This is a genomic window from Halovulum sp. GXIMD14794, assembly GCF_054457455.1.
In genome coordinates, this window is the sequence record NZ_JBTLNF010000007.1 from 218,229 (window position 1) to 239,685 (window position 21,457).

Here is a 21,457-nt window from a genome sequence, read left to right on the forward strand (position 1 = left end):
CGCAGGCGTTGCGCGGCCTGCTGGCGGGGGCCTCCGGCGGGGATATTTATCGGAAGGTGGAAGGCGAGACCGGGAACGGGTCCGGCGCGGTGTAGGTGACCGGGCGGTTCGTTTCGGGGTGGCGCAGGGTCAGAGATTCGGCGTGCAGTTGCAGCCGGTCGGCGGCGGCGAGCGCCGGGCCGGTGGCGTAGAACCGGTCGCCGGCGATGGGCAGGCCGAGGCTGAGAAGGTGGACGCGGATCTGGTGCGAGCGGCCGGTGAGCGGGCTGACGCGAAGCCGGGTCAGCGGGCCCTCGCGGGCGATCACCTGCCAGTCGGTGACCGAGGGCTTGCCGGTCTCGTGGCAGACCTTCTGCAGCGGGCGGCGCGGCCAGTCGCAGATCAGCGGCAGGTCCACGGTGCCGCTGTCAGCCTCGGGCGCGCCCCAGACCCGCGCGATATAGGTCTTGGAGACGCGGCGCTGCTCGAATTGGCGGGCGATCAGGCGCTGCGCCGGACGGTTGCGGGCGAAGATCATCAGCCCCGAGGTGTCCATGTCCAGCCGGTGCAGCAGCAGCGCATCGCGGAACCGGGCGCGAACGCGCGCCTCGAGGCAATCTGCCAGCCCCGGGTCCTTGCCCGGCACCGACAAAAGGCCCGAGGGCTTGTCGACCACAACGAGATGCGAGTCCGCGAACACCACCCGCAGCGGCGCGCGCGGCGGGTCGTAGGCAAGCCCCGAGGGCAGGAAGCCCGTGACCGCGTTCATCCCTCGGCCAGGAACACCTGGTAGGGCGGCAACGTCACCACGCGGCCCTGGCGCTGAGGGGTGAAGCCAAGGCCCTCGATCCAGGCCCACTCGCCCTCGGGCAGCGTCACCTGGTGGCTGCCGCCGGTGAAGTTGAAGGCGCAGAACATCGGGGCGTGCCCGTCGAGGCGCCGGGTGAAGGTGATGACGGAGTCGGTCGCCTCGATCACCTCGAGATCGCCCTTCATCAGCACCGGACGCATGCGGCGCAGAGCGATAACGTCTCGGTACCAGTTCAGCAGGCTCTCGGTATCATCGTCCTGGCGGGCGACGGACTTGGGCAAATGCTCCATCGCCATCGGCAGCCACGGCTTGTGGTCCGAGAAACCGCCCTGCGGGCCGTCGGCGGCCCAGGGCATCGGGGTGCGGCAGCCGTCGCGGCCCTTGAACTTCGGCCAGAACGCCTTGCCGTAGGGATCCTGAAGCTCTTCGTAGGGCACGTAGGCTTCGGTCAGGCCAAGTTCCTCGCCCTGGTAGAGGCAGATCGAGCCGCGCAGGCACATGAGGAACGCGACATGGGAGCGAATGCCCTTGTCCTCCAGGTTCCAGCGGCTGGGCATGCGCATGGTGTCGTGATTCGACAGCGCATAGCACTGCCAGCCGTCCGGTGCGACACGGTCGAAGTCGCGCAGCACCTTGGCGGCGCGGGTTCCTGTAACCTTCTCGGGGCCCAGGAAATCGAAGGCGTAGCACATGTGCACCCGGTCGTCGCCGCGCGTGTAGTCGGCGACGATCTGAAGGCCGATCTGAGCTTCGCCCACCTCTCCGACCACGGCGATGTCGGTGTAGTCATCCATCAGCGCGCGGAACCGTTCGAGGAAGGCCAGGTTCTCGGGCTGGTTCTTGTCGAACAGGTGGTTCTGGTAGTTGTAAGGGTTCACATCCGGCGCGATCGAAGCGTTGCGGCTGTTGATGTCCAGCGCCGGGTTATCGCGCAACTCCTTGTCGTGGACATAGAAGTTGATCGTATCCAGCCGGAACCCGTCCACCCCGCGGTCCAGCCAGAAGCGGGCGACGTCGAGCACCTGCTCCTGCACCTCGGGCTCGTGGAAGTTCAGATCGGGCTGCTGGACGAGGAAGTTATGCAGGTAATACTGGCGACGCTCGCCATCCCACTGCCAGGCCGAGCCGCCGAAGATCGACAGCCAGTTGTTCGGCGGCGTCCCGTCCGGCTTGGCGTCGGCCCAGACGTACCAGTTGGACTTCGGGTTGTCGTGCGAAGAGCGGCTTTCCTGAAACCAGACATGCTCGGACGAGGTGTGGCTGAGCACCAGGTCGATCATCACCCGCAACCCGAGGTCATGCGCGCGGTCCACCAGAGCGTCGAAATCGCCCAGCGTGCCGAACATCGGATCGACGTTGCGGTAGTCCGAGACGTCATAGCCGAAGTCCAGCATCGGCGAGGTGAAGAAGGGCGAGATCCAGATCGCATCGACGCCGAGGCTCGCCACGTAGGGCAGCCGGTGGATGATGCCCGACAGGTCGCCGATCCCGTCGCCGTTCGAATCCTGGAATGAGCGCGGGTAGATCTGGTAGATCACCGCTCCGCGCCACCAGTCGGGGTCGGACTTCAGCTTGGCGTGCTGTTCCACGGGCATCGAGATGTTCATCGGTTACGTCCCTGTGCGTTTGTTCGGCCTGCCACCGCGCGGCGCCTCTCTACGCCATGCGCGGCGCGGGTCAAGGCGGATTGCTTGACCGGGCAATCTAAGGCCAATGGGCGCCTCGGGCGACCTTTGGCAGGGAAAGTTGACACGGTTGTGCGCGATTTGCGTCACTTTCGCGCGGATCCGGTCGACCGATGCCGACAAGGACGGCATTCTGCCAAGGAATTCAGCAGAGGCCTGCCCGTGCACCCGAACCCCGCTTTCCGCCCCGACGACGACGCCCGCAACCTTGCCTTCGCGCGGATGCGGGGATTCGGCGTGCTGACCGCAGCGGGGCCGGACGGCCCGCTGGCGGCGCATGTGCCCTTCGTGCTGAGCGACTCCGGACGATGGGAGGCGCATCTCGTCCGCTCGAACCCGGTGCTGAAGGCGTTGCCCGCGCCCGCTCTGGTCGTGGTCTCGGGGCCGGATGGCTATGTCTCGCCGGACTGGTACGGGGTCGCGGACCAAGTGCCGACCTGGAACTACGTCGCCGTGCACCTCCGCGGCCGGCTGGAAGCATTGCCCCCCGAGGATCTGCCGCCCCATGCCGCCCGGCTGGCCGCCGCTTTCGAGGAACGGCTGGCGCCGAAACCTCCCTGGACCGAGGCCAAGATGGACCCGGAGGCGTTGGCGCGGATGCGGCGGATGATCGTGCCGGTGGCGATGCAGGTCGAGACGGTCGAGGGGACCTGGAAGCTGAACCAGAACAAGCCCGACGCCGTGCGGCTGGCCGCAGCCAAGGCGATGCCGGGTGGAATCGGCGCCGAACTTGACGCGCTGGCGGCACTGATGCGCGAGCCGCCGGGGTCGGGACGCACGTGATTTGCTCGTGCGGCCTCGGCGCACTATCCTTATGCAAAACCCTTGGGAGGGAACGAGCATGCCTGCACCGATTGCCCCAATCGCCTGGACCGCGCTGCGCGTCGGCACCGTCGCCGCCGTGGCCTGGTATGTCCGCAGGCAATCCCGCCCCGAACCCAAGCACGCCTGGCGCGAGCGGGCGCTAGACGATCTGCCCGAGGGACTGGACGTGACCTCGGATCGCGGCGAGGCGGAGCACAATGCCCATGCATCGGCGCGGTTTCGGCGGGTGATCCGTCTGGGCACCGGCGGATTCGAGCTGGATATCTCCGGCATGGGGCGCGTCCGCCTGCGCCGGCACTGACTTCACCAAAAACAACAGGACATTCATGCTGACGCTTTATTACAACACCGCGTCCCCTTTCGTGCGCAAGACGCGGGTGGTGGCGATGGAATGCGGGTTGCACGACGATCTGGCGCTTGAACAGGCCGCGGGCCATCCAACCGAAACGGGCACCCTACCAGTGCAGCGCAATCCGCTGGGCAAGGTCCCTGTGCTGGAGCGGCCCGACGGTCCCGCGCTTTACGACAGCCGGGTGATTTGCCGCTATCTCGACCATCTGGGGGGCGGCCGGCTTTACCCGGAACCGCCGCGCCTTTGGGAGACGCTGACTCTGGAGGCGATGGCCGACGGGATCTGCGATGCCGCCGTGCTGATGGTCTACGAAACCCGCTCGCGCCCTGAAGGCCTCCAGTACGCCGACTGGGTCGAGGCGCAGTGGGCCAAGATCGCACGCGCACTCGATTCGCTTGAGACGCTTTGGATCCCCCGTTTGCGCGGCCCGATGGATGCCGGCGCGATCGCGCTAGGTTGCGCACTGGGATACCTCGACTTCCGGCACGAGGGGCGGGCCTGGCGCGACGGGCATCCCTCGCTGGCCGAGTGGTACGCGGAGTTCGCCCGGCGCGAGAGCATGGTCTCAACCGAGCCCATCGCCTATCCGGGGTGAAAGCAGCGCGGGGTCTGACATAGACCACAGTCCGGCCCCGCCCCCGCTGCGAAATGTCATGTTCTTCGCCTATCCTTTCGCCCGGACCGGACGACAAACGGGGGATCGGCCATGCCACGCAGCAACATGCGCGACCTGAGCTTCGCGACCTTCAACCTTCTGAACCTGCAGGTGCCCGGCGGGCTGACCTATTCGACCACGCCGCCCTTCGCGGACGACGTCGAAGGCCGGGCCGCCTATCAGCGCAAGGTCTCGTGGACCGCCGAGCAGGTGCGGCGGCTGGACGCCGAGGTGATCGGCTTTCAGGAACTGTGGTCGGCGCAGGCGCTAACTGATGTGTTCCAGGCGGCGGGGCTGGACCAGGACTACGACCTCGTGGCTCGCGATGCGCCCGGCATGGGCCGCCCGCAGGTGGCGCTGGCAGTGCGCAAGGACCGGCACGGGAACTCGCAGCTTCTGCCGGGAGCCGACTGGATCGCCGGTTTCCCGCAGGATTTCCGCTTTGACCAACTGCGCGAAACCGACGGTGCCGAGGAAGAGATCACAGTCACGATCAACGAGTTCTCGCGCCCGATCCTGCATGCGCGGATCCAGTCCGAAGGCACGTCTCCCAAACCGCCCCAGGTCTCGGTCTATGTCGCGCACCTGAAATCCAAGGGTCCGGCGCGGTTGAGCTTCGCGCATCCCCGGCCCGTCACGCTTCAAACCTATGCCGAGATCACCAAGTCCGCCGTCGCCCATATCCGGCGGGTGATGGAGGCGGGGGCGCTGCGCGCGCTGCTCGACGGGGTAATGAAATCCGAGGACGAGGACGCGCTGTCACCAACCGTGATCCTGGGCGATCTGAACGATGACACGCTGTCGGTGACGAACGAGCTGATCTCGGACCAGCCGACCTATCGCGTAATCGAGAAAAGCACTGCCGGGCGGACCTCGGACAAGGGGCTGTTCTCGGTCGAGCGGCTGCAGCAGTACCGCTCGATGCGGCACGTCTACTACACGCATATCTACAAGCATAAGCGCGAGAGCCTGGACCATATCCTTGTGTCAGAGGAGTTCTATGACCACTCGCGCAAGCGGCACTGGTCCTTCCGCGAGATGGAGGTGGTGAACGACCACCTCAACCGCGAGGCCTTCGAGGACGAGGGCGCCTCGGACCACGGTATCGTGCGGGCCTATTTCGACTGGAACCCGATGCCAGCGGAAATCGACGTCGCATAAACAACGGGGGTCTGAGAGGAACACGCGTTTCCGATGCGCGACGCAAACCTGCCCGCGTCGGTCGGTTCCCGCATTTAACTCCGGCCCCCGGCATGGTGTATTCTGCGCGACGAGAGCGCGGAGAAGACCCATGACCAAGATCACCTTCACCCTGGACGGACACGAGGTCACCGCCGCGCCGGGCGAGACGATCTGGCAGGTCGCCAAGCGCGAGGGGACGACGATCCCGCACCTGTGCCACAAGGATGCGCCCGGCTATCGCCCCGACGGCAACTGCCGCGCCTGCATGGTCGAGATCGACGGCGAGCGGACGCTGGCCGCGTCGTGCATCCGCCAGCCGACCGAAGGGATGGAGGTGCGCAGCGAAAGCACGCGTGCCGAAAAGGCCCGGCGCATGGTCATCGAGATGCTGATGGCGGATCAGCCCGCGCGGGAGGAGGCGCGCGACGCCAGCTCGCATTTCTGGGACATGGCCGATGCGACGCAGGTCTCGGCCAGCCGCTTCCCGGCGGTCGAGCCGGACCGGGTGCCGCTGCTGGACGACAGCCATGTCGCGATGCGGGTGAACCTTGATGCCTGCATACATTGCAATCTGTGCGTCCGCGCCTGCCGCGAGGTGCAGGTCAACGACGTGATCGGCATGGCGGGGCGCGGGCACGATGCGCAGATCGTCTTCGACATGGCCGATCCGATGGGCAACAGTTCCTGCGTGGCCTGTGGCGAGTGCGTGCAGGCCTGCCCCACCGGTGCACTGATGCCCGCAACGCAGATCGACGCGAAACAGCATGGCGACAAGGACGATTTCGACCGCGAGGTGCAATCTGTCTGCCCCTATTGCGGCGTCGGCTGCCAGATCTCGTTCAAGATCAAGGACGACCGGATCGTGCGCGTCGATGGCGCGAACGGCCCCGCGAACGAGAACCGGCTGTGTGTGAAGGGTCGCTTCGGCTTCGACTACATCCAGCACAAGCACCGCCTGACCGTGCCGCTGATCCGGCGCGAGGATGCGCCCGCCAAGGGACTCAATGTCGATCCCGCGAACCCGTGGACCCATTTCCGCGAGGCGACCTGGGACGAGGCGCTGGACGCCGCCGCCAACGGGCTGAAAAGCCTACGCGAGGCGCATGGCGGCGCCTCGGTCGCGGGGTTCGGCAGCGCGAAATGCTCGAACGAGGAAGCCTACCTCTTCCAGAAGTTGATCCGGCAAGGCTTTGGGCACAACAACGTCGACCACTGCACGCGGCTGTGCCATGCGTCCTCGGTCGCCGCGCTGATGGAGAACGTCGGCTCAGGCGCCGTCACCGCGACCTTCAACGAGATCGAGAACGCCGACATCGCGATCGTCATCGGCGCCAACCCGACCGAGAACCACCCGGTCGCCGCGACCTATTTCAAGCAGTTCGCCAAGCGCGGCGGGGAACTGGTCGTCATGGACCCGCGCGGTCAGGGGCTGAAGCGGCACGCGACGCATATGCTGCAGTTCCGCCCCGGCACCGACGTGGCGCTGCTGAACGCGATCATGCACGTGATCGTCGAGGAAAGGCTATACGACCGGCAGTACCTGGACGGGTTCACCGAGGGCTTCGATAAGTTCGCAGCCCACATCCGCGACTTCGCGCCCGAGAAAATGGCCGAGCTGTGCGGCATCGACGCCCAGACGATCCGCACCGTCGCCCGCAAGTTCGCGGGCGCGCGGGCGGGGATGATCTTCTGGGGCATGGGCGTCAGCCAGCACATCCACGGCACCGACAATTCGCGCTGCCTGATCTCGCTCGCGCTGCTCTGCGGGCATGTCGGGCGGCCGGGCACTGGTCTGCATCCGCTGCGCGGGCAGAACAACGTGCAGGGGGCTTCGGACGCCGGGTTGATCCCGATGTTCCTGCCGGACTACCAGTCCGTCTCGAACGTGCAGGTGCGCGACATGTTCTCGGAAATCTGGGGCAGCCCTGCAGTCGATCCCATGCCCGGCCTGACGGTGGTCGAGATCATCGACGCCATCGACCGGCGCGACATTCGCGGCATGTACATCCTCGGCGAGAACCCGGCCATGTCCGACCCGGACGTTGAGCACGCCCGCGCCGCGCTGGCCAAGCTGGATCACATGGTGGTGCAGGACATCTTCCTGACCGAGACCGCCAATTTCGCCGACGTGATCCTGCCCGCCTCGGCCTGGCCCGAGAAGACCGGCACCGTCACCAACACCAACCGGCAGGTGCAGATGGGCCGCCCGGCGCTGAAAGCTCCGGGGCAGGCGCGCGAGGATTGGGCGATCACCGTGTCGCTGGCGCAGCGGCTGGGGCTGGACTGGGCTTACGCGCACCCGCGCGAGGTCTTCGCCGAGATGAAACGGTCGATGAAGTCGCTCGACAACATCACCTGGGATCGGCTCGAGGCCGAGGACGCGGTGACCTATCCCTGCCCCGCCTCCGACCAGCCGGGACATGCGGTGGTCTTTGGCGACGGCTTCCCGCGCGAGGGCGGCCGGGCCAAGTTGACGCCCGCGCAGGTGACAGCCCCCGCCGAGGTGCCCGACCCCGACTACCCGATGATCCTGATCACCGGCCGCGTGCTGGAACACTGGCACACCGGCTCGATGACCCGCCGCTCGGGCGTGCTGGACGCGGTTGAGCCGCAGGCGTTCTGCACGCTGCACCCCCGCACGCTGCGCGCCAAGGGATTGCAGCCGGGGGATCTGGTGCGCCTGACCACCCGCCGGGGCAGCGTGGACGTGGCCGTCCGCGCTGACCGGGCAGTGAGCGAGGACACGGTGTTCCTGCCCTTCGCCTTCGTCGAAAGCGCCGCGAATGTCCTGACCAACCCGAAGCTGGACCCCTACGGCAAGATCCCAGAGTTCAAGTTCTCGGCGGTCCGGGTGGAGCCAGTGGCGGGAAGTGTGGCGGCGGAGTGAGTGCTTCTTCGCAGTTCTCGCGCGCGGTATTACTGTAGCTGTGGTAAACAATATCGTCTGGAAGACGTAATGCCGCAACCATACGAATTTAAGTACTCATATCTGTAAAACGGCATCCCTGATAGTAGCCGAGTGACGGCGTCAAAAGATCCGAACATATGGCTTCGTATCGGCTTTATCAATTATATGGATGGACGATTCCAGGGCATTCTAATACTGACCATTGGTGACCGACGTTTTGGGTTCCACTGCACAGTGAAACGAGATGAATCTGACGCTCAGCGACGTATAGTATCCACTTTAATTACAAAGTCGTGCGTGAATGTTTTTATGGGTCGGGGAGTTCTGCACGATTCAGTCAGGGCCGAGGCGACCAAATTTCATGACCGCGAAGGGCAGGAGAATGTCATAGATATTCTCAGAGACGCCGTAGATTCACTTATGTCAGAAAGTAAATGGTATCCGCGGAAACTTGAGTTTTCCGAGGAACTGCAGCGCATGCTAGATCGGGGCGACCTTATACGGAGTAACTAACCTGCGCACATTGCCATATGCGTCAAAACAAAGCCCGCAGCAACGGCAGCACAAGGGCCGCGATAACACCGACGGCGGCGCCGACCGCCAGGCGGGTGAAGAATCCTCCGATCTGAGGCGCGTAGCAGCCCAGCGCTCCGCAAACGATGGCGTAGTAGATGAGTGCAATCAGGTCCATCTCGCAAACATAGCACAGGCTCTTGCCCATGCTGAGGAAAAATGGCACAACTTACCTACTGGTAGGTAACAACGTTGCATGGACTTTCCGCCGCGCAACCGTGATATTCCGCGCCGAAGCCCCGTCCAGACCCTGGCGGATCAGTCCTGGCATCACACCGAAAGGAGCGCGCGCCGCATGAAGATCGGAGCCCCGAGAGAACGCTTGGAGGGAGAGGCCCGCGTTGCGCTGACACCGCAAAGCGCAACGCAGCTGAAGAAGCTGGGCTATGACGTCGTCATGGAGGCCGGCGCCGGCGAGAAGGCGCGCTTCGGCGACGACGCCTATCGCGAAGCGGGCGTCGAGGTGCTGGACAGCGCCGAGGCGTTCTACGCCGCCGCCGACATCGTCCTGAAGGTCCGCGCCCCCGAAGGCGACGAGATGGACCTTCTGCGCGAAGGGCAGACCCTGATCAGCTTCATCTGGCCGGCGCAGAACGAGGCGCTGCTGGAAACCCTTAAGGGCAAGGGCGTCAACGCCATCGCCATGGACATGATGCCCCGTATCTCTCGTGCCCAGAAGATGGACGCGCTGTCCTCGATGGCCAACATCGCCGGCTATCGCGCGGTGATCGAGGCGGGCAACAACTTCGGGCGGTTCTTCACCGGCCAGATCACCGCCGCGGGCAAGGTGCCCCCGGCCAAGGTGCTTGTCGTCGGCGCGGGCGTCGCGGGCCTTGCTGCCACCGGCACCTCGGTCTCGCTGGGTGCGATCACCTACGCGTTCGACGTGCGCCCCGAAGTGGCCGAGCAGATCGAATCCATGGGCGCCGAGTTCGTGTTCCTCGACTTCGAGGAAAGCAGCCAGGACAGCGCCGCGACGGGTGGCTATGCCGCGCCGTCCTCCCCCGAGTTCCGCGAGAAGCAGCTCGAGAAGTTTCGCGAGCTGGCCCCCGAGATCGACATCGTCATCACCACCGCCCTGATCCCCGGCCGGCCCGCGCCGAAGCTGTGGACCGAGGACATGGTCAAGATGATGAAGCCGGGTTCGGTCGTGGTCGACCTTGCCGCCGAGAGGGGCGGCAACTGCGACCTGACCGTTCCGGACGAGAAGATCGTCACCGAAAATGACGTGACGATCATCGGTTACACCGACTTCCCCAGCCGCATGGCGACGCAGAGCTCGACCCTGTACTCGACCAACCTGCGGCACATGATGGATGACCTGACGCCGGAAAAAGACGGCACCCCGGTCATGAACATGGAAGACGACGTGATCCGCGGCGCGACGGTCGTGAACGCGGGCGAGATCACCTTCCCGCCGCCGCCGCCCAAGACGCAGGCGATCGCCAAGGCTCCGCCCAAGAAGAAAGAGCCGACGGCTGAGGAGAAGGCCGCCGCAGAAGTCGCCGCCTTCAAGCAACAGACCCGGAACCAGGTCACGCTGATCGCCGTGGGCGCGGCGCTGCTGCTGGGCGTGGGCCTGGTGGCCCCGGCCAGCTTCATGCAGCACTTCATCGTCTTCGTGCTGGCGGTCTTCGTCGGCTTCCAGGTGATCTGGAACGTCAGCCACTCGCTGCACACGCCGCTGATGGCTGTGACCAACGCGATTTCATCGATCATCATCCTCGGCGCGCTGATGCAGATCGGATCGGGCTCGTTCCTGGTGATCCTGCTGGCGGCGCTGTCGGTCTTCATGACCGGGATCAACATCTTCGGCGGCTTCCTGGTGACGCGGCGCATGCTCGCCATGTTCCAGAAGTCGTAAGGGGGGACTGCACTCATGGAATTCGGATTCACCACGGCGGCCTACGTCGTCGCAGCGGTCCTCTTCATCCTGTCGCTTGGCGGGCTGTCGGGCCAGGAAAGCGCAAAGCGCGCGGTCTGGTACGGCATCGTCGGCATGGCGCTGGCGATCTTCGCCACGCTGATCGGGCCAGGCGCGGGCCTGTGGCTGCTGTCGCTGGTCCTGCTGGTCGCGGGCGGCGCCATCGGTACCTATGTCGCGCAAAAGGTCGAGATGACCGGCATGCCGCAGCTGGTCGCCGCGATGCACTCGCTGGTCGGTCTTGCGGCAGTTTTCGTCGGCTTCAATGCCCATTTCGAGCTGGGCCGCGTGCTGGCCATGGACCCCGCCGCGCGTGAGGGGCTGCACGGCTTCGCTGAGATCCTGGCCCACAAGACGGCGGTCGAGGTCAACATCCTGCGGGTCGAGCTGTTCCTGGGCGTGTTCATCGGCGCGGTGACCTTCACCGGCTCGGTGATCGCCTATGGCAAGCTGGCGGGCAAAGTCTCCAGCGCGGCGACCAAGCTGCCGGGCGGGCACATGCTGAACCTGGGCGCGGCCATCGTGTCCCTGCTGTGCCTGTTCTGGTACTTCAACACCGGCGGCTTCTTCCCGCTGTTCCTGATGACGCTGGCGGCGCTGTTCATCGGCTATCACCTGATCATGGGCATCGGCGGCGCCGACATGCCGGTCGTGGTGTCGATGCTGAACAGCTATTCGGGCTGGGCCGCGGCGGCGATCGGCTTCTCGCTCGGCAACGATCTGCTGATCGTGGTCGGCGCGCTGGTCGGCTCGTCCGGTGCAATCCTGTCGTACATCATGTGCAAGGCCATGAACCGGCACTTCGTCAGCGTGATCCTGGGCGGCTTCGGCAACACCGGCGGCCCCGCTGCCGAGATCGAGGGCGAGCAGATCGCCATCGACGCCGACGGCGTGGCCGAGGCGCTGGAAGACGCCGACAGCGTAATCATCGTGCCGGGCTACGGCATGGCGGTGGCGCAGGCCCAGCACGGCGTCAGCGAACTGACCAAGAAGCTGCGCGCCAAGGGCAAGGAGGTCCGCTTCGCCATCCACCCGGTCGCCGGGCGTCTGCCGGGCCACATGAACGTGCTGCTGGCCGAGGCCAAGGTGCCCTACGACATCGTGCTGGAGATGGACGAGATCAACGAGGACTTCCCCTCGACCGACGTCGCCATCGTCATCGGCTCGAACGACATCGTGAACCCGGCGGCGCAGGACGACCCGAACTCGCCCATCGCCGGGATGCCGGTGCTCGAGGTCTGGAAGGCCAAGAAGGTGTTCGTGTCCAAGCGCGGCCAAGGCACCGGTTATTCCGGCATCGAGAACCCGCTGTTCTTCAAGGAGAACACGCGGATGTTCTACGGTGACGCCAAGGCCAGTGTGGACACGCTGTTGCAAAAGCTGGGCTGAGATCCCGGCCCGCAGAGCTAGAGAAGGGGCGCCATCGCTGGCGCCCCTTCTGGTTTTTGATTGCTTGGTAGCCGTCCGCAGGCGAGCTAGTTGCTCGACGTCCCGCCGGTCTGCAATTTCTCCAGAACCGCGTCGATCGTGAAGCTGCCGGGCTCCTGCCGCGGCGGATAGTCCTGGAAAGTCGACAGGAACGCGCCCACGAAAGCCTGGGCCGGCGCCATGGCGTAGGCCCGTTCCAGACGCCATTGCGCGTAATTGATGCTCTCTTCGATGGCGCGTTCGAATGGGTCCGAGTACAGGTTCAGCAACTTGGGCAGGCGCAGGAACACGAACGGTTCCTCCCAGACCTCGAAGCCCTCTGCACGCTGTTCGGCAAAGACGACCTTCCACTGATCGTAGCGCAGGTTCAACAGATCGCCTGTGTCCGAGAAGTAGAAGAACTCTCGCCGCGGCCCCACTTCGCTTTCGCCCGAAAAGTACGGAAGGAAGTTATAGCCGTCGAGGTGCACAGGCTCGTTCTCTTCGCCGAAAGGCGCCTCGGTGAGCATCCGCTCCTTCATATCGGCGTCACCCAGGGACGCCATGATCGTCGGGAACCAGTCAAGATGGCTGATGATCTGGTTCGACCGGCTTCCGGGATCGATGACACCTGGCCACTTGACGATGAGCGGCACACGGAAGCCACCTTCCCAGTTGTCGTTCTTCTCGCCCTTGAAAGGCGTGGTGCCGCCATCCGGCCACGAGAATACCTCGGCGCCATTGTCGGTGGAGTACATCACCACCGTGTTGTCGGCGATCCCGAGCTCGTCGATCTTGTCGAGCACCTGACCCACCATGCTGTCGTGCTCGACCATGCCGTCAGGGTAGATTCCCAATCTGGTGACACCTTGGCTTTCCGTCTTGAGGCGGGTGAAGATGTGCATCCGCGTGGTGTTGTACCATAGGAAAAACGGCTGCTCCTGCTCCACAGCGCGCTCCATGAAGTCGATTGCGCCTGCGGTCACTTCCTCGTCGATGGTTTCCATGCGCTTGCGGGTCAGCGGCCCTGTATCCTCGACCTCGCCATCCGCCGAGGATCGGATCACACCGCGCGGTCCGAAGCGCTCGCGGAACTCGGTCGATTGCGGATAGTCGACATGCTCCGGCTCTTCCTCGGCGTTCAGGTGGTAAAGGTTTCCGAAGAACTCGTCGAAACCGTGGTTTGTCGGCAGATGCTCGTCGCGGTCGCCCAGATGGTTCTTGCCGAACTGGCCGGTCTTGTAGCCCTTGGACTTGAGATACTCGGCTATCGTGGGATCACGGGGATCCATGCCCTCGGGCGCACCGGGCAGCCCCACCTTCAGCAACCCTGTTCGAAACCCGGACTGGCCGGTGATGAAAGACGCCCGTCCGGCGGTGCAGGACTGTTCGCCGTAAGCATGGGTGAACAGCATCCCGTCGGCGGCGATCCGGTCGATGTTGGGCGTCTCGTAGCCCATCATGCCCTGGTTATAGGCCGATATGTTCCAGTACCCGACGTCGTCACCCCAGATCATGACGAAGTTTAGCGGCTGATCGCTTTCCTGGGCGAAGGATACGCCCGTTGATATTGCGAGTGCCGCCGCGAGTGCAGCGCCTCTGGTCAGCATTGAAGCCCCCCTGTGTTTTCGATGTCGTTGTTCCGCCATTGGGCGGGCGACTCCGATGCCATTTCCTTGACCGAGGTCAACGAAACCCCCGCTGGCGGCCGATTCTTTTCCTTGCCCTGTGCTGGACATGCTGCCGGACTACCTGAACACTGGTGCGGCAGGAGGTTGCGCCAATGCAGGATGTGATGGACCGGCTGGGCCCGTGGATCACGGAAGCCATGGCCTTCGTCGAGTCCTTCCAGAACCCGTGGCGGCTGTACCAGGGTCTCATCCTGCTCGCGCTGATCGCCGGCGCGCAGCTTCTGTCGCTCGTGGTCCACCCCCGGGCCGAGGCATGGATCCGCGCACGCGAAGGCTGGCGGACCTGGCAGCTGCGCCTTTCCGTGGTGCTCCTCCAGCGGACCCGGCTGATCGTGCTGACGGCGCTGCTGTGGATCACCTACTGGATCATGCGCGAGTTGACGTGGCCCAGCCGCTCCTACCTGATCGGCATCGTCGCGACGCTGGCACTGGCATGGCTGCTGATCGGCATCGCAACCCGGATGATCCGCAATCCGGCAATCCGCGGTCTGGTGCGTTGGGGTGCTTGGGCCTGGGTGACGCTAGAGGTTCTGGGTCTGCGCGCAGATGCCGAGGCGGCGCTTGACAGCATCGCGATCACACTGGGCGAAACGCGGATCTCGCTGTTCCTGCTGCTGAAGGCGGCGGTCACCCTTGGCATCCTGGTCGGCGGCGCCAGCATGCTCAGCCGCCTGGCCGAGCGGCGCATGGCGCGGAACGATGACCTGTCGCCGTCGCTGAGGGTGCTTGCGGGCAAGCTGCTGACGATCGCGCTATTCGCCATCGCTGTCATCATGGCTCTGCAGGTGATCGGGTTCGATCTGACCTCGCTGACCGTGCTTTCGGGCGCTATCGGCCTGGGTCTCGGCTTCGGTCTGCAGAAAGTGGTGTCGAACCTCGTGTCGGGGGTGATCGTCCTGCTCGACCGTTCCATCAAGCCGGGCGACGTGATTAGCCTCGGGAACACCTTCGGCTGGGTTACCGAACTCAATGCCCGCTTCGTCGCCGTCATCACGCGGGACGGCCGTGAATACCTGATCCCCAACGAAGACCTCATCACAACGCAGGTGGTGAATTGGACCCACTCCAGCAACCTTGTACGGCTGGATATCCATTTCGGCGTGTCCTACGACAGCGATCCGCATTTCGTGCGCAAGCTGGCGCGCGAGGCGGCGGCGACGGTGGACCGGGTGGTCGGGAACCCGGCGCCGGTCTGTCACATCGTCGGGTTCGGCGACAGTTCGGTCGATTTCATCCTCCGGTTCTGGATCGAAGACCCCGCGGCCGGGCTGACCAATGTGCGAGGCAACGTGTTCCTGGCCTTATGGGACGCGCTGAAACGCGAGGGGGTCGAGATACCGTTTCCGCGCCGCGATATCGAGATCCGCAATTCGGGTGCGACTCCGGTCACGCCTGCACCGGAATCGCCCCCAAACCCGTGACAGTTTCCTTGCGCGAAAGGCACGCCGCCGCTACCTAGCCACGGAGATTCATCATTGCCGGGACCACCGACACCATGACCGCACGCGCCAACTATCTCTTCACCTCCGAATCCGTTTCCGAAGGCCATCCGGACAAGGTCTGCGACCAGATCTCGGATGCCGTGATCGACATGATCCTGGCCCGCGAGCCCGAGGCCCGCGTCGCGGTCGAGACCGCCGCAACGACGAACAAGGTCGTGCTGCTGGGCGAGGTGAAGATCTCGGAGGACAACGCCGTCACCCCCGAAGAGATCAGCGCCAAGGCGCGCGAAGTGATCCAGCGTATCGGCTACCGGCAGAAGGGCTTCCACTTCCGCACCTGCTCGATCGATTGCTACGTGCACGAGCAGAGCCAGGATATCGCCATGGGCGTCGATGCCTCGGACAACAAGGACGAGGGCGCGGGCGATCAGGGCATCATGTTCGGCTTCGCCACCGACGAGACGCCCGAGCTGATGCCGGCGCCGATCCTCTACTCGCACAAGATCCTCAAGCGGCTGGCCGAGGTTCGGCACTCGGGCGAGGAACAGCGGCTTGGGCCCGATGCCAAGTCGCAGCTGACCCTCGAGTACCGAGACGGCAAGCCCGCCCGTGTGCACACGCTGGTCCTGTCGACCCAGCACCTCGACCCGAACATGACTTCGGACGACGTACGCGAGATGACTGAGCCCTATATCCGCGAGGTGCTGCCCGAGGCTTGGCTGGACAAGGACACGATCTGGCACATCAACCCGACCGGACGCTTCGTGATCGGCGGCCCCGACGGTGACGCCGGGCTGACCGGGCGCAAGATCATCGTCGACACCTACGGCGGCGCGGCCCCGCACGGCGGCGGCGCGTTCTCGGGCAAGGATCCGACCAAGGTGGACCGGTCGGCCGCCTATGCCGCACGGTATCTCGCGAAGAACGTCGTCGCGGCGGGTCTGGCCAGCAAGTGCACGATCCAGCTGAGCTATGCCATCGGCGTACCCGAGCCGCTGTCGATCTATGTCGACGGCCACGGCACCGAGCAGGTTGATCCTGCCAGGATCGAGGCCGCGATTCGCGACTCCATGTCCCTGACCCCGCGCGGCATCCGGACCAAGCTGGGCCTGAACCGACCGATCTACGAGCGCACCGCCGCCTACGGTCACTTCGGCCGCGAACCGGACGCCGACGGCGGTTTCAGCTGGGAGCGCACCGACCTGGTCGCCGATCTGAAGGCTGCGGTCGGGGGCTGACCCCAATGCGGCAATCGCGCCCCGCGCGGGCGCCGATTGCCGCATTTCGCTGAAACTCATGTTGACAGACAGCCCCTTCGGCGTAGGTTCCGTCTCGCAGGCTCGGGCATGGCCCTGACCGAGCCACTCGCCGGCCATGCCGGTTCGGACAACGGTGCCGCGGATGCCGCGGCCAACTGCACAAAGGGGCCTTCTGTCATGGTAGCCCGCACAATTCCGGTCGATCCGTTCGACCTCGTCATCTTCGGCGCCACCGGGGATCTTGCACGTCGCAAGATCCTGCCCAGCCTCTATCGCCGCCGCCAGGCCGGGCAGATGCCCGAGGATGCGCGCGTCATCGGTGCCGCGCGCTCGAAGATGTCGCGCAGCGCCTATCAGAAGACGATCCGCGAGGCGCTTGAAGAGTTCGTTCCGGAATCCGAACGCAGCGCCGCGGCGGTGAAGTCTTTCATTGATTGCGTCGACTATATTCCCGTGGACGTCACCGGAGAGGCCGGATGGCAGGAGCTCTGCGACAAGCTGCGCCCCGACGTCGTGCGCGCCTTCTACTTGTCGGTCGGTCCTTCGCTTTTCAGCACCATCGCCGAGAAACTGTCGGAAAGCGGTCTCGCGACCCCCGACAGCCGGATTGTCGTCGAGAAACCGCTCGGCCATGACCTCGCCTCGGCGCAGGAGCTGAACGCCAAGCTGAACCGGCACTTCGACGAACACCAGATCTACCGGATCGACCACTATCTAGGCAAAGAGACGGTGCAGAACCTGATGGCGTTGCGCTTCGCCAACGCCCTGTTCGAGCCGCTGTGGAACGCCCAGCACGTCGACCACGTACAGATCACCGTATCCGAATCCATCGGCGTCGAGGGACGCGGCGGTTATTACGACAAGTCCGGCGCGATGCGGGATATGGTGCAGAACCACATCATGCAGCTGCTGTGCCTGACCGCAATGGAGCCGCCCGCAAGGTTCGAGCCGGACGCTGTGCGCGACGAAAAGCTGAAGGTGATCCGCGCGCTCGACCCGATCCACATCGACGACACCGTACGCGGCCAGTACCGCGCCAACGGCGGACCGGGCTACCTCGAGCATGTCGAGAATCCCGACAGCAAGACCGAAAGCTTCGTCGCGCTGAAGGTGCAGATCTCGAACTGGCGCTGGGCAGGCACGCCCTTCTACCTGCGCACCGGAAAGAAGCTGCGCGCGCGGCTTTCGGAAATCGCTGTGATCTTCAAGGAAGTGCCGCATTCGATCTTCCCCGAGGTCTCGAACCGCAAGGGCAATGCGCTTATCATACGCTTGCAGCCGGATGAGGGCATCACCCTGCGGATGACCATCAAGGACCCCGGCCCGGGCGGAATGCGCCTGCGCGAGGTCCCGCTGGACATGACCTTTGCCGATGCGCTGGGGGATGAACTCGATATCCCCGACGCCTATGAGCGGCTGGTGATGGACGTGATCCGGGGCAACCAGACGCTGTTCATGCGCGGCGACGAGGTCGAGGCCGCGTGGGCCTGGACGGACGCCCTGCTGGCCGAATGGCAGGAGTCTTCGGACCGGCCGGAACCCTATGACGCCGGCGGCTCGGGACCCGACGATGCGCTGGCGCTGCTGCACCGCGACGGGCGGCGATGGAGAGATATCGCCGGCTGACGCGACGACCAATACGACCTCAAGGCCCTGATAACGCACCTAGAGGACGACATGACCCTGAACGACACGGTAGCCAGCGTAACGGCCGAGATCATCGAGCGTTCGCGCGACCGCCGCACCGCCTACATGGAGCGGATGGCCCGCGCCCGCGACGAGGGCCCGGCCCGCGCGCATCTGAGTTGCGGCAACCAGGCCCATGCCTACGCCGCCATGGGCGAGGACAAGGACCGGCTGGCCTCGGGCCATGCCGGGAACCTTGGCATCGTCACCGCCTATAACGACATGCTCTCGGCGCATCAGCCCTATGAGGACTATCCCAAGCTGCTGCGGAGTGCCGCGCGCGAGGTCGGCGGTACGGCGCAGGTCGCGGGCGGCGTTCCGGCGATGTGCGACGGCGTCACCCAAGGCCAACCGGGGATGGAACTGAGCCTGTTCTCGCGCGACGTTATCGCCATGGCCGCGGGCGTCGCGATGAGCCACAACTGTTTTGACGCCGCCGTTTACCTGGGGATTTGCGACAAGATCGTGCCCGGGCTGGTGATCGCCGCTGGCTGCTTCGGTCACGTGCCCTCGGTCTTCGTGCCCGCCGGGCCGATGCCCTCGGGGCTGCCGAACGACCAGAAAGCCAAGGTCCGCCAACAATTCGCCAGCGGCGAGGTCGGCCGCGACGCGCTGATGAAGGCCGAGATGGAAAGCTATCACGGCCCCGGCACATGCACGTTCTACGGCACCGCGAACACCAACCAGATGCTGATGGAGTTCATGGGCCTGCACCTGCCCGGCGCCAGCTTCGTGAACCCCGGCACGCCGCTGCGCGAGGCACTGACGACCGAGGCCGCCAAGCGTGCGCTGGCGATCAGCGATCTGGGCAATGACTACACGCCGGTCTGCGACATCCTCGACGAGCGCGCTTGGGTGAACGGCATCGTCGGGCTGATGGCGACCGGCGGCTCGACCAACCTGTTGATTCACATGGTCGCGATGGCTCGTGCCACTGGCATCGTGCTGGACTGGCAGGATTTCTCGCGCATCTCGGACGTCACGCCGCTGATGGCGCGGGTCTATCCGAACGGTCTGGCCGACGTGAACCATTTCCACGCGGCGGGCGGGCTCGGCTACATGATCGGCGAGTTGCTGGACGCGGGCCTGCTGCATCCCGACACCAAGACCGTCATGGGCGAAGGGCTGTCGCGCTACACTCAGGAACCGAAGCTGAAGAACGGCGAGCTGGTCTGGGAGGACGGCACCGCGGAAACGCTCAACGACAAGGTGCTGCGCCCGGCCTCGGATCCGTTCCAGAAGACCGGCGGGATGAAGCGGCTGTCGGGGAACCTTGGTACCGGGGTGATGAAGGTCTCGGCCGTCGCGCCCGAGCGCCACATCATCGAGGCCCCGGCCCGCATCTTCACTGACCAGGAGCAGGTGAAGGCCGCCTTCCGCGCCGGGCAACTGACCGGCGACATGGTCGTCGTCGTCCGCTACCAGGGTCCGAAGGCCAACGGGATGCCCGAGTTGCACTCGCTGACGCCGATCCTCGCGGTGCTGCAGGATCGCGGCCACAAGGTCGCGCTGGTCACGGATGGACGGATGAGCGGGGCCAGCGGCAAGGTGCCCTCGGCGATCCACGTCTGCCCGGAAGCGCTGGACGGCGGCCCGATCGCCCGCATCGCCGATGGCGACATGGTGCGCGTCGATGCGGTCGAAGGCACGCTGGACGTGCTGGACCCCGCGGCGTTGGAGCGCGAGGTCGAGGTGCCGGACCTGTCCGCCAACCAGTTCGGCATGGGCCGCGAGATGTTCCAGGCTTTCCGCGATCAGGCCAGCGGTGCCCAGGTCGGGGCCTGCGCCCTGCTATGACCGGCTGGATCGAGGATACGGCGGCGCTGGAGGCGCTCTACGGCACGCCCAAGCCGCCGTCCACGGTCAAGGTCGCGGACCACGTCACGCCCGAGTATCGCGAATGGATCGAGGCGTCGCCGTTCTGCGCGCTCTGCACCATCGGGCCGGAGGGGCTCGACGGCTCGCCGCGTGGCGACGACGGCCCCGTGGTCACGGTGCTGGACGAACGCACGCTCGCCCTGCCCGACCGGCGCGGCAACGACCGGATCGACAGCCTGCGCAATATCGTACGTGATCCGCGCGCCTCGCTGATGTTCCTTATCCCCGGATCGGGCACCGTGATCCGGGTGAACGGCACCGCCCGGATCACCGCCGATCCCGCGATGCTGGAACGGTTCACGATCTACGGCAAAGCGCCGCGCTCGGTGGTGGTGATCGCCGTGAAAGAGGTCTATTTCCAATGTGCCCGCGCCGTGATGCGCGCGCGCCTGTGGGAGGGCGGCATCGCCGACCCCGCGGGCCTGCCGACACCGGGGCGGATACTCGAGGCCATGAGTCGCGCCGATATCGATGGCGCGGACTACGACAAGAACTGGCCGGGGCGCGCTGCCCGGTCGATGTGTTAATGACGCAAGGGGACACGCCGCGATGACACGGATCACCGGAAAAGAGGCCAGCACGACGAACCGGGAGCTGGCGGCGCTGGCCCCGATCATTCCGGTGCTGGTCGTCAAGGACGCCGCCCACGCCCGCCCGCTGGCCGAGGCGCTGGTCGCCGGCGGCCTTCCGGCGCTTGAGGTCACGCTGCGCACCCCCGCCGCGCTGGACGCGATCCGCGCCATGGCCGGTGTGCCCGGCGGCGTCGTCGGCGCGGGCACGCTGGTCACCCCGCAGGACGTCGCCAACGCGGTCGAGGCGGGCGCCAAGTTCGGGGTTTCCCCGGGTGCCACGGATTCGCTGATCGCCGCCTGCGAGGAACACGGCCTGCCGCTGCTGGCGGGCGCGTCGACCGTGACCGAAGCGATGGCGATGCTGGAACGCGGCTATGACATGCTGAAGTTCTTCCCCGCCGAAAGTTCGGGCGGCGCTCCGGCGCTCAAGGCCATCGGCGCGCCGCTACCGCAGATCGCCTTCTGCCCGACCGGCGGCGTCAGCCCGAAGAACGCGAACGACTACCTGTCGCTGCCGAACGTGCTCTGCGCCGGGGGCAGCTGGGTCGCCCCCGCCGAAAAGGTGGAGTCCGGCGACTGGGCAGCCATCGAGGCACTGGCCCGCGAGGCCGCCAAACTGGAGCGTTGA

17 protein-coding genes are annotated in these 21,457 nt (G+C 65.5%); 13 read left to right on the forward strand and 4 right to left on the reverse strand.

Annotated features, from left to right (window positions below; all coding sequences use genetic code 11):
- Positions 1-46: 46 nt before the first annotated feature.
- Positions 47-748: a pseudouridine synthase gene (locus tag ACW9UR_RS18265; RefSeq protein WP_458918485.1), complete on the reverse strand. Its 702-nt coding sequence runs from the start codon at positions 746-748 to the stop codon at positions 47-49.
- On the reverse strand, positions 745-2,397 hold the full coding sequence (locus ACW9UR_RS18270; protein WP_458918486.1) for an alpha-glucosidase: 1,653 nt from the start codon (positions 2,395-2,397) through the stop codon (positions 745-747). Before ACW9UR_RS18270 ends, ACW9UR_RS18265 begins: the two co-directional genes overlap by 4 nt.
- A 240-nt stretch (positions 2,398-2,637) precedes the next feature.
- Between ACW9UR_RS18270 and ACW9UR_RS18275 the strand changes: the two genes are divergently transcribed.
- From ACW9UR_RS18275 to fdhF, 5 genes are all read left to right on the forward strand, one after another.
- Positions 2,638-3,258 carry an FMN-binding negative transcriptional regulator gene (locus ACW9UR_RS18275; protein WP_458918487.1) on the forward strand — a complete coding sequence of 207 codons (621 nt, stop codon included), beginning with the start codon at positions 2,638-2,640 and terminating at the stop codon, positions 3,256-3,258.
- 58 nt (positions 3,259-3,316) lie between these two features.
- Positions 3,317-3,601, forward strand: coding sequence for a hypothetical protein (locus ACW9UR_RS18280; RefSeq protein ID WP_458918488.1), 285 nt, complete (start codon positions 3,317-3,319; stop codon positions 3,599-3,601).
- A gap of 28 nt (positions 3,602-3,629) precedes the next feature.
- Complete coding sequence (locus tag ACW9UR_RS18285; protein WP_458918656.1) at positions 3,630-4,247, forward strand: glutathione S-transferase; 618 nt, start codon at positions 3,630-3,632, stop codon at positions 4,245-4,247.
- A 111-nt stretch (positions 4,248-4,358) separates the two neighbouring features.
- Positions 4,359-5,468 (forward strand): endonuclease/exonuclease/phosphatase family protein, encoded by a 1,110-nt coding sequence (locus ACW9UR_RS18290; protein ID WP_458918489.1) that lies wholly within the window; start codon positions 4,359-4,361, stop codon positions 5,466-5,468.
- A gap of 130 nt (positions 5,469-5,598) precedes the next feature.
- A complete protein-coding gene (gene fdhF / locus ACW9UR_RS18295) occupies positions 5,599-8,376 on the forward strand; it encodes a formate dehydrogenase subunit alpha (RefSeq protein ID WP_458918490.1) in 2,778 nt (925 codons plus the stop codon).
- A gap of 556 nt (positions 8,377-8,932) precedes the next feature.
- Here the strand turns inward: fdhF and ACW9UR_RS18300 are convergent.
- Positions 8,933-9,136 (reverse strand): hypothetical protein, encoded by a 204-nt coding sequence (locus ACW9UR_RS18300; protein ID WP_458918491.1) that lies wholly within the window; start codon positions 9,134-9,136, stop codon positions 8,933-8,935.
- Positions 9,137-9,265: 129 nt separating this feature from the next.
- Here ACW9UR_RS18300 and ACW9UR_RS18305 point away from each other — a divergent pair, with 129 nt between their 5' ends.
- Both ACW9UR_RS18305 and ACW9UR_RS18310 read left to right on the forward strand, forming a co-directional pair.
- A complete protein-coding gene (locus tag ACW9UR_RS18305) occupies positions 9,266-10,834 on the forward strand; it encodes a Re/Si-specific NAD(P)(+) transhydrogenase subunit alpha (protein ID WP_458918492.1) in 1,569 nt (522 codons plus the stop codon).
- A 15-nt stretch (positions 10,835-10,849) separates the two neighbouring features.
- Positions 10,850-12,283 (forward strand): NAD(P)(+) transhydrogenase (Re/Si-specific) subunit beta, encoded by a 1,434-nt coding sequence (locus ACW9UR_RS18310; protein WP_458918493.1) that lies wholly within the window; start codon positions 10,850-10,852, stop codon positions 12,281-12,283.
- Positions 12,284-12,369: 86 nt separating this feature from the next.
- Here ACW9UR_RS18310 and ACW9UR_RS18315 read toward each other — a convergent pair whose 3' ends face one another.
- Positions 12,370-13,911 (reverse strand): arylsulfatase, encoded by a 1,542-nt coding sequence (locus ACW9UR_RS18315; protein ID WP_458918494.1) that lies wholly within the window; start codon positions 13,909-13,911, stop codon positions 12,370-12,372.
- Positions 13,912-14,084: 173 nt separating this feature from the next.
- Between ACW9UR_RS18315 and ACW9UR_RS18320 the strand changes: the two genes are divergently transcribed.
- The 6 genes from ACW9UR_RS18320 (at position 14,085) to eda (ending at position 21,457) form a co-directional block, all read left to right on the forward strand.
- Positions 14,085-15,413 (forward strand): mechanosensitive ion channel family protein, encoded by a 1,329-nt coding sequence (locus ACW9UR_RS18320; protein WP_458918495.1) that lies wholly within the window; start codon positions 14,085-14,087, stop codon positions 15,411-15,413.
- Positions 15,414-15,487: 74 nt separating this feature from the next.
- Complete coding sequence (metK, locus tag ACW9UR_RS18325) at positions 15,488-16,672, forward strand: methionine adenosyltransferase (protein WP_458918496.1); 1,185 nt, start codon at positions 15,488-15,490, stop codon at positions 16,670-16,672.
- A 198-nt stretch (positions 16,673-16,870) separates the two neighbouring features.
- A complete protein-coding gene (gene zwf, locus ACW9UR_RS18330; RefSeq protein ID WP_458918497.1) occupies positions 16,871-18,319 on the forward strand; it encodes a glucose-6-phosphate dehydrogenase in 1,449 nt (482 codons plus the stop codon).
- Between the two features lie 51 nt (positions 18,320-18,370).
- Positions 18,371-20,176 carry a phosphogluconate dehydratase gene (edd, locus tag ACW9UR_RS18335; protein WP_458918498.1) on the forward strand — a complete coding sequence of 602 codons (1,806 nt, stop codon included), beginning with the start codon at positions 18,371-18,373 and terminating at the stop codon, positions 20,174-20,176.
- Positions 20,173-20,784: a pyridoxamine 5'-phosphate oxidase family protein gene (locus tag ACW9UR_RS18340; RefSeq protein ID WP_458918499.1), complete on the forward strand. Its 612-nt coding sequence runs from the start codon at positions 20,173-20,175 to the stop codon at positions 20,782-20,784. Before edd ends, ACW9UR_RS18340 begins: the two co-directional genes overlap by 4 nt.
- A 22-nt stretch (positions 20,785-20,806) precedes the next feature.
- Positions 20,807-21,457 (forward strand): bifunctional 4-hydroxy-2-oxoglutarate aldolase/2-dehydro-3-deoxy-phosphogluconate aldolase, encoded by a 651-nt coding sequence (gene eda, locus ACW9UR_RS18345; RefSeq protein WP_458918500.1) that lies wholly within the window; start codon positions 20,807-20,809, stop codon positions 21,455-21,457.

What these genes read in the sequence shown, in the direction of transcription:
- ACW9UR_RS18265 (WP_458918485.1), bottom strand. Translation starts at nt 748, where the DNA reads ATGAACGCGGTCACGGGCTTCCTGCCCTCGGGGCTTGCCTACGACCCG.
- ACW9UR_RS18270 (WP_458918486.1), bottom strand. Translation starts at nt 2,397, where the DNA reads ATGAACATCTCGATGCCCGTGGAACAGCACGCCAAGCTGAAGTCCGAC.
- ACW9UR_RS18280 (WP_458918488.1), top strand. Translation starts at nt 3,317, where the DNA reads ATGCCTGCACCGATTGCCCCAATCGCCTGGACCGCGCTGCGCGTCGGC.
- ACW9UR_RS18290 (WP_458918489.1), top strand. Translation starts at nt 4,359, where the DNA reads ATGCCACGCAGCAACATGCGCGACCTGAGCTTCGCGACCTTCAACCTT.
- fdhF (WP_458918490.1), top strand. Translation starts at nt 5,599, where the DNA reads ATGACCAAGATCACCTTCACCCTGGACGGACACGAGGTCACCGCCGCG.
- ACW9UR_RS18305 (WP_458918492.1), top strand. Translation starts at nt 9,266, where the DNA reads ATGAAGATCGGAGCCCCGAGAGAACGCTTGGAGGGAGAGGCCCGCGTT.
- ACW9UR_RS18310 (WP_458918493.1), top strand. Translation starts at nt 10,850, where the DNA reads ATGGAATTCGGATTCACCACGGCGGCCTACGTCGTCGCAGCGGTCCTC.
- ACW9UR_RS18315 (WP_458918494.1), bottom strand. Translation starts at nt 13,911, where the DNA reads ATGCTGACCAGAGGCGCTGCACTCGCGGCGGCACTCGCAATATCAACG.
- ACW9UR_RS18320 (WP_458918495.1), top strand. Translation starts at nt 14,085, where the DNA reads ATGCAGGATGTGATGGACCGGCTGGGCCCGTGGATCACGGAAGCCATG.
- metK (WP_458918496.1), top strand. Translation starts at nt 15,488, where the DNA reads ATGACCGCACGCGCCAACTATCTCTTCACCTCCGAATCCGTTTCCGAA.
- zwf (WP_458918497.1), top strand. Translation starts at nt 16,871, where the DNA reads ATGGTAGCCCGCACAATTCCGGTCGATCCGTTCGACCTCGTCATCTTC.
- edd (WP_458918498.1), top strand. Translation starts at nt 18,371, where the DNA reads ATGACCCTGAACGACACGGTAGCCAGCGTAACGGCCGAGATCATCGAG.
- ACW9UR_RS18340 (WP_458918499.1), top strand. Translation starts at nt 20,173, where the DNA reads ATGACCGGCTGGATCGAGGATACGGCGGCGCTGGAGGCGCTCTACGGC.
- eda (WP_458918500.1), top strand. Translation starts at nt 20,807, where the DNA reads ATGACACGGATCACCGGAAAAGAGGCCAGCACGACGAACCGGGAGCTG.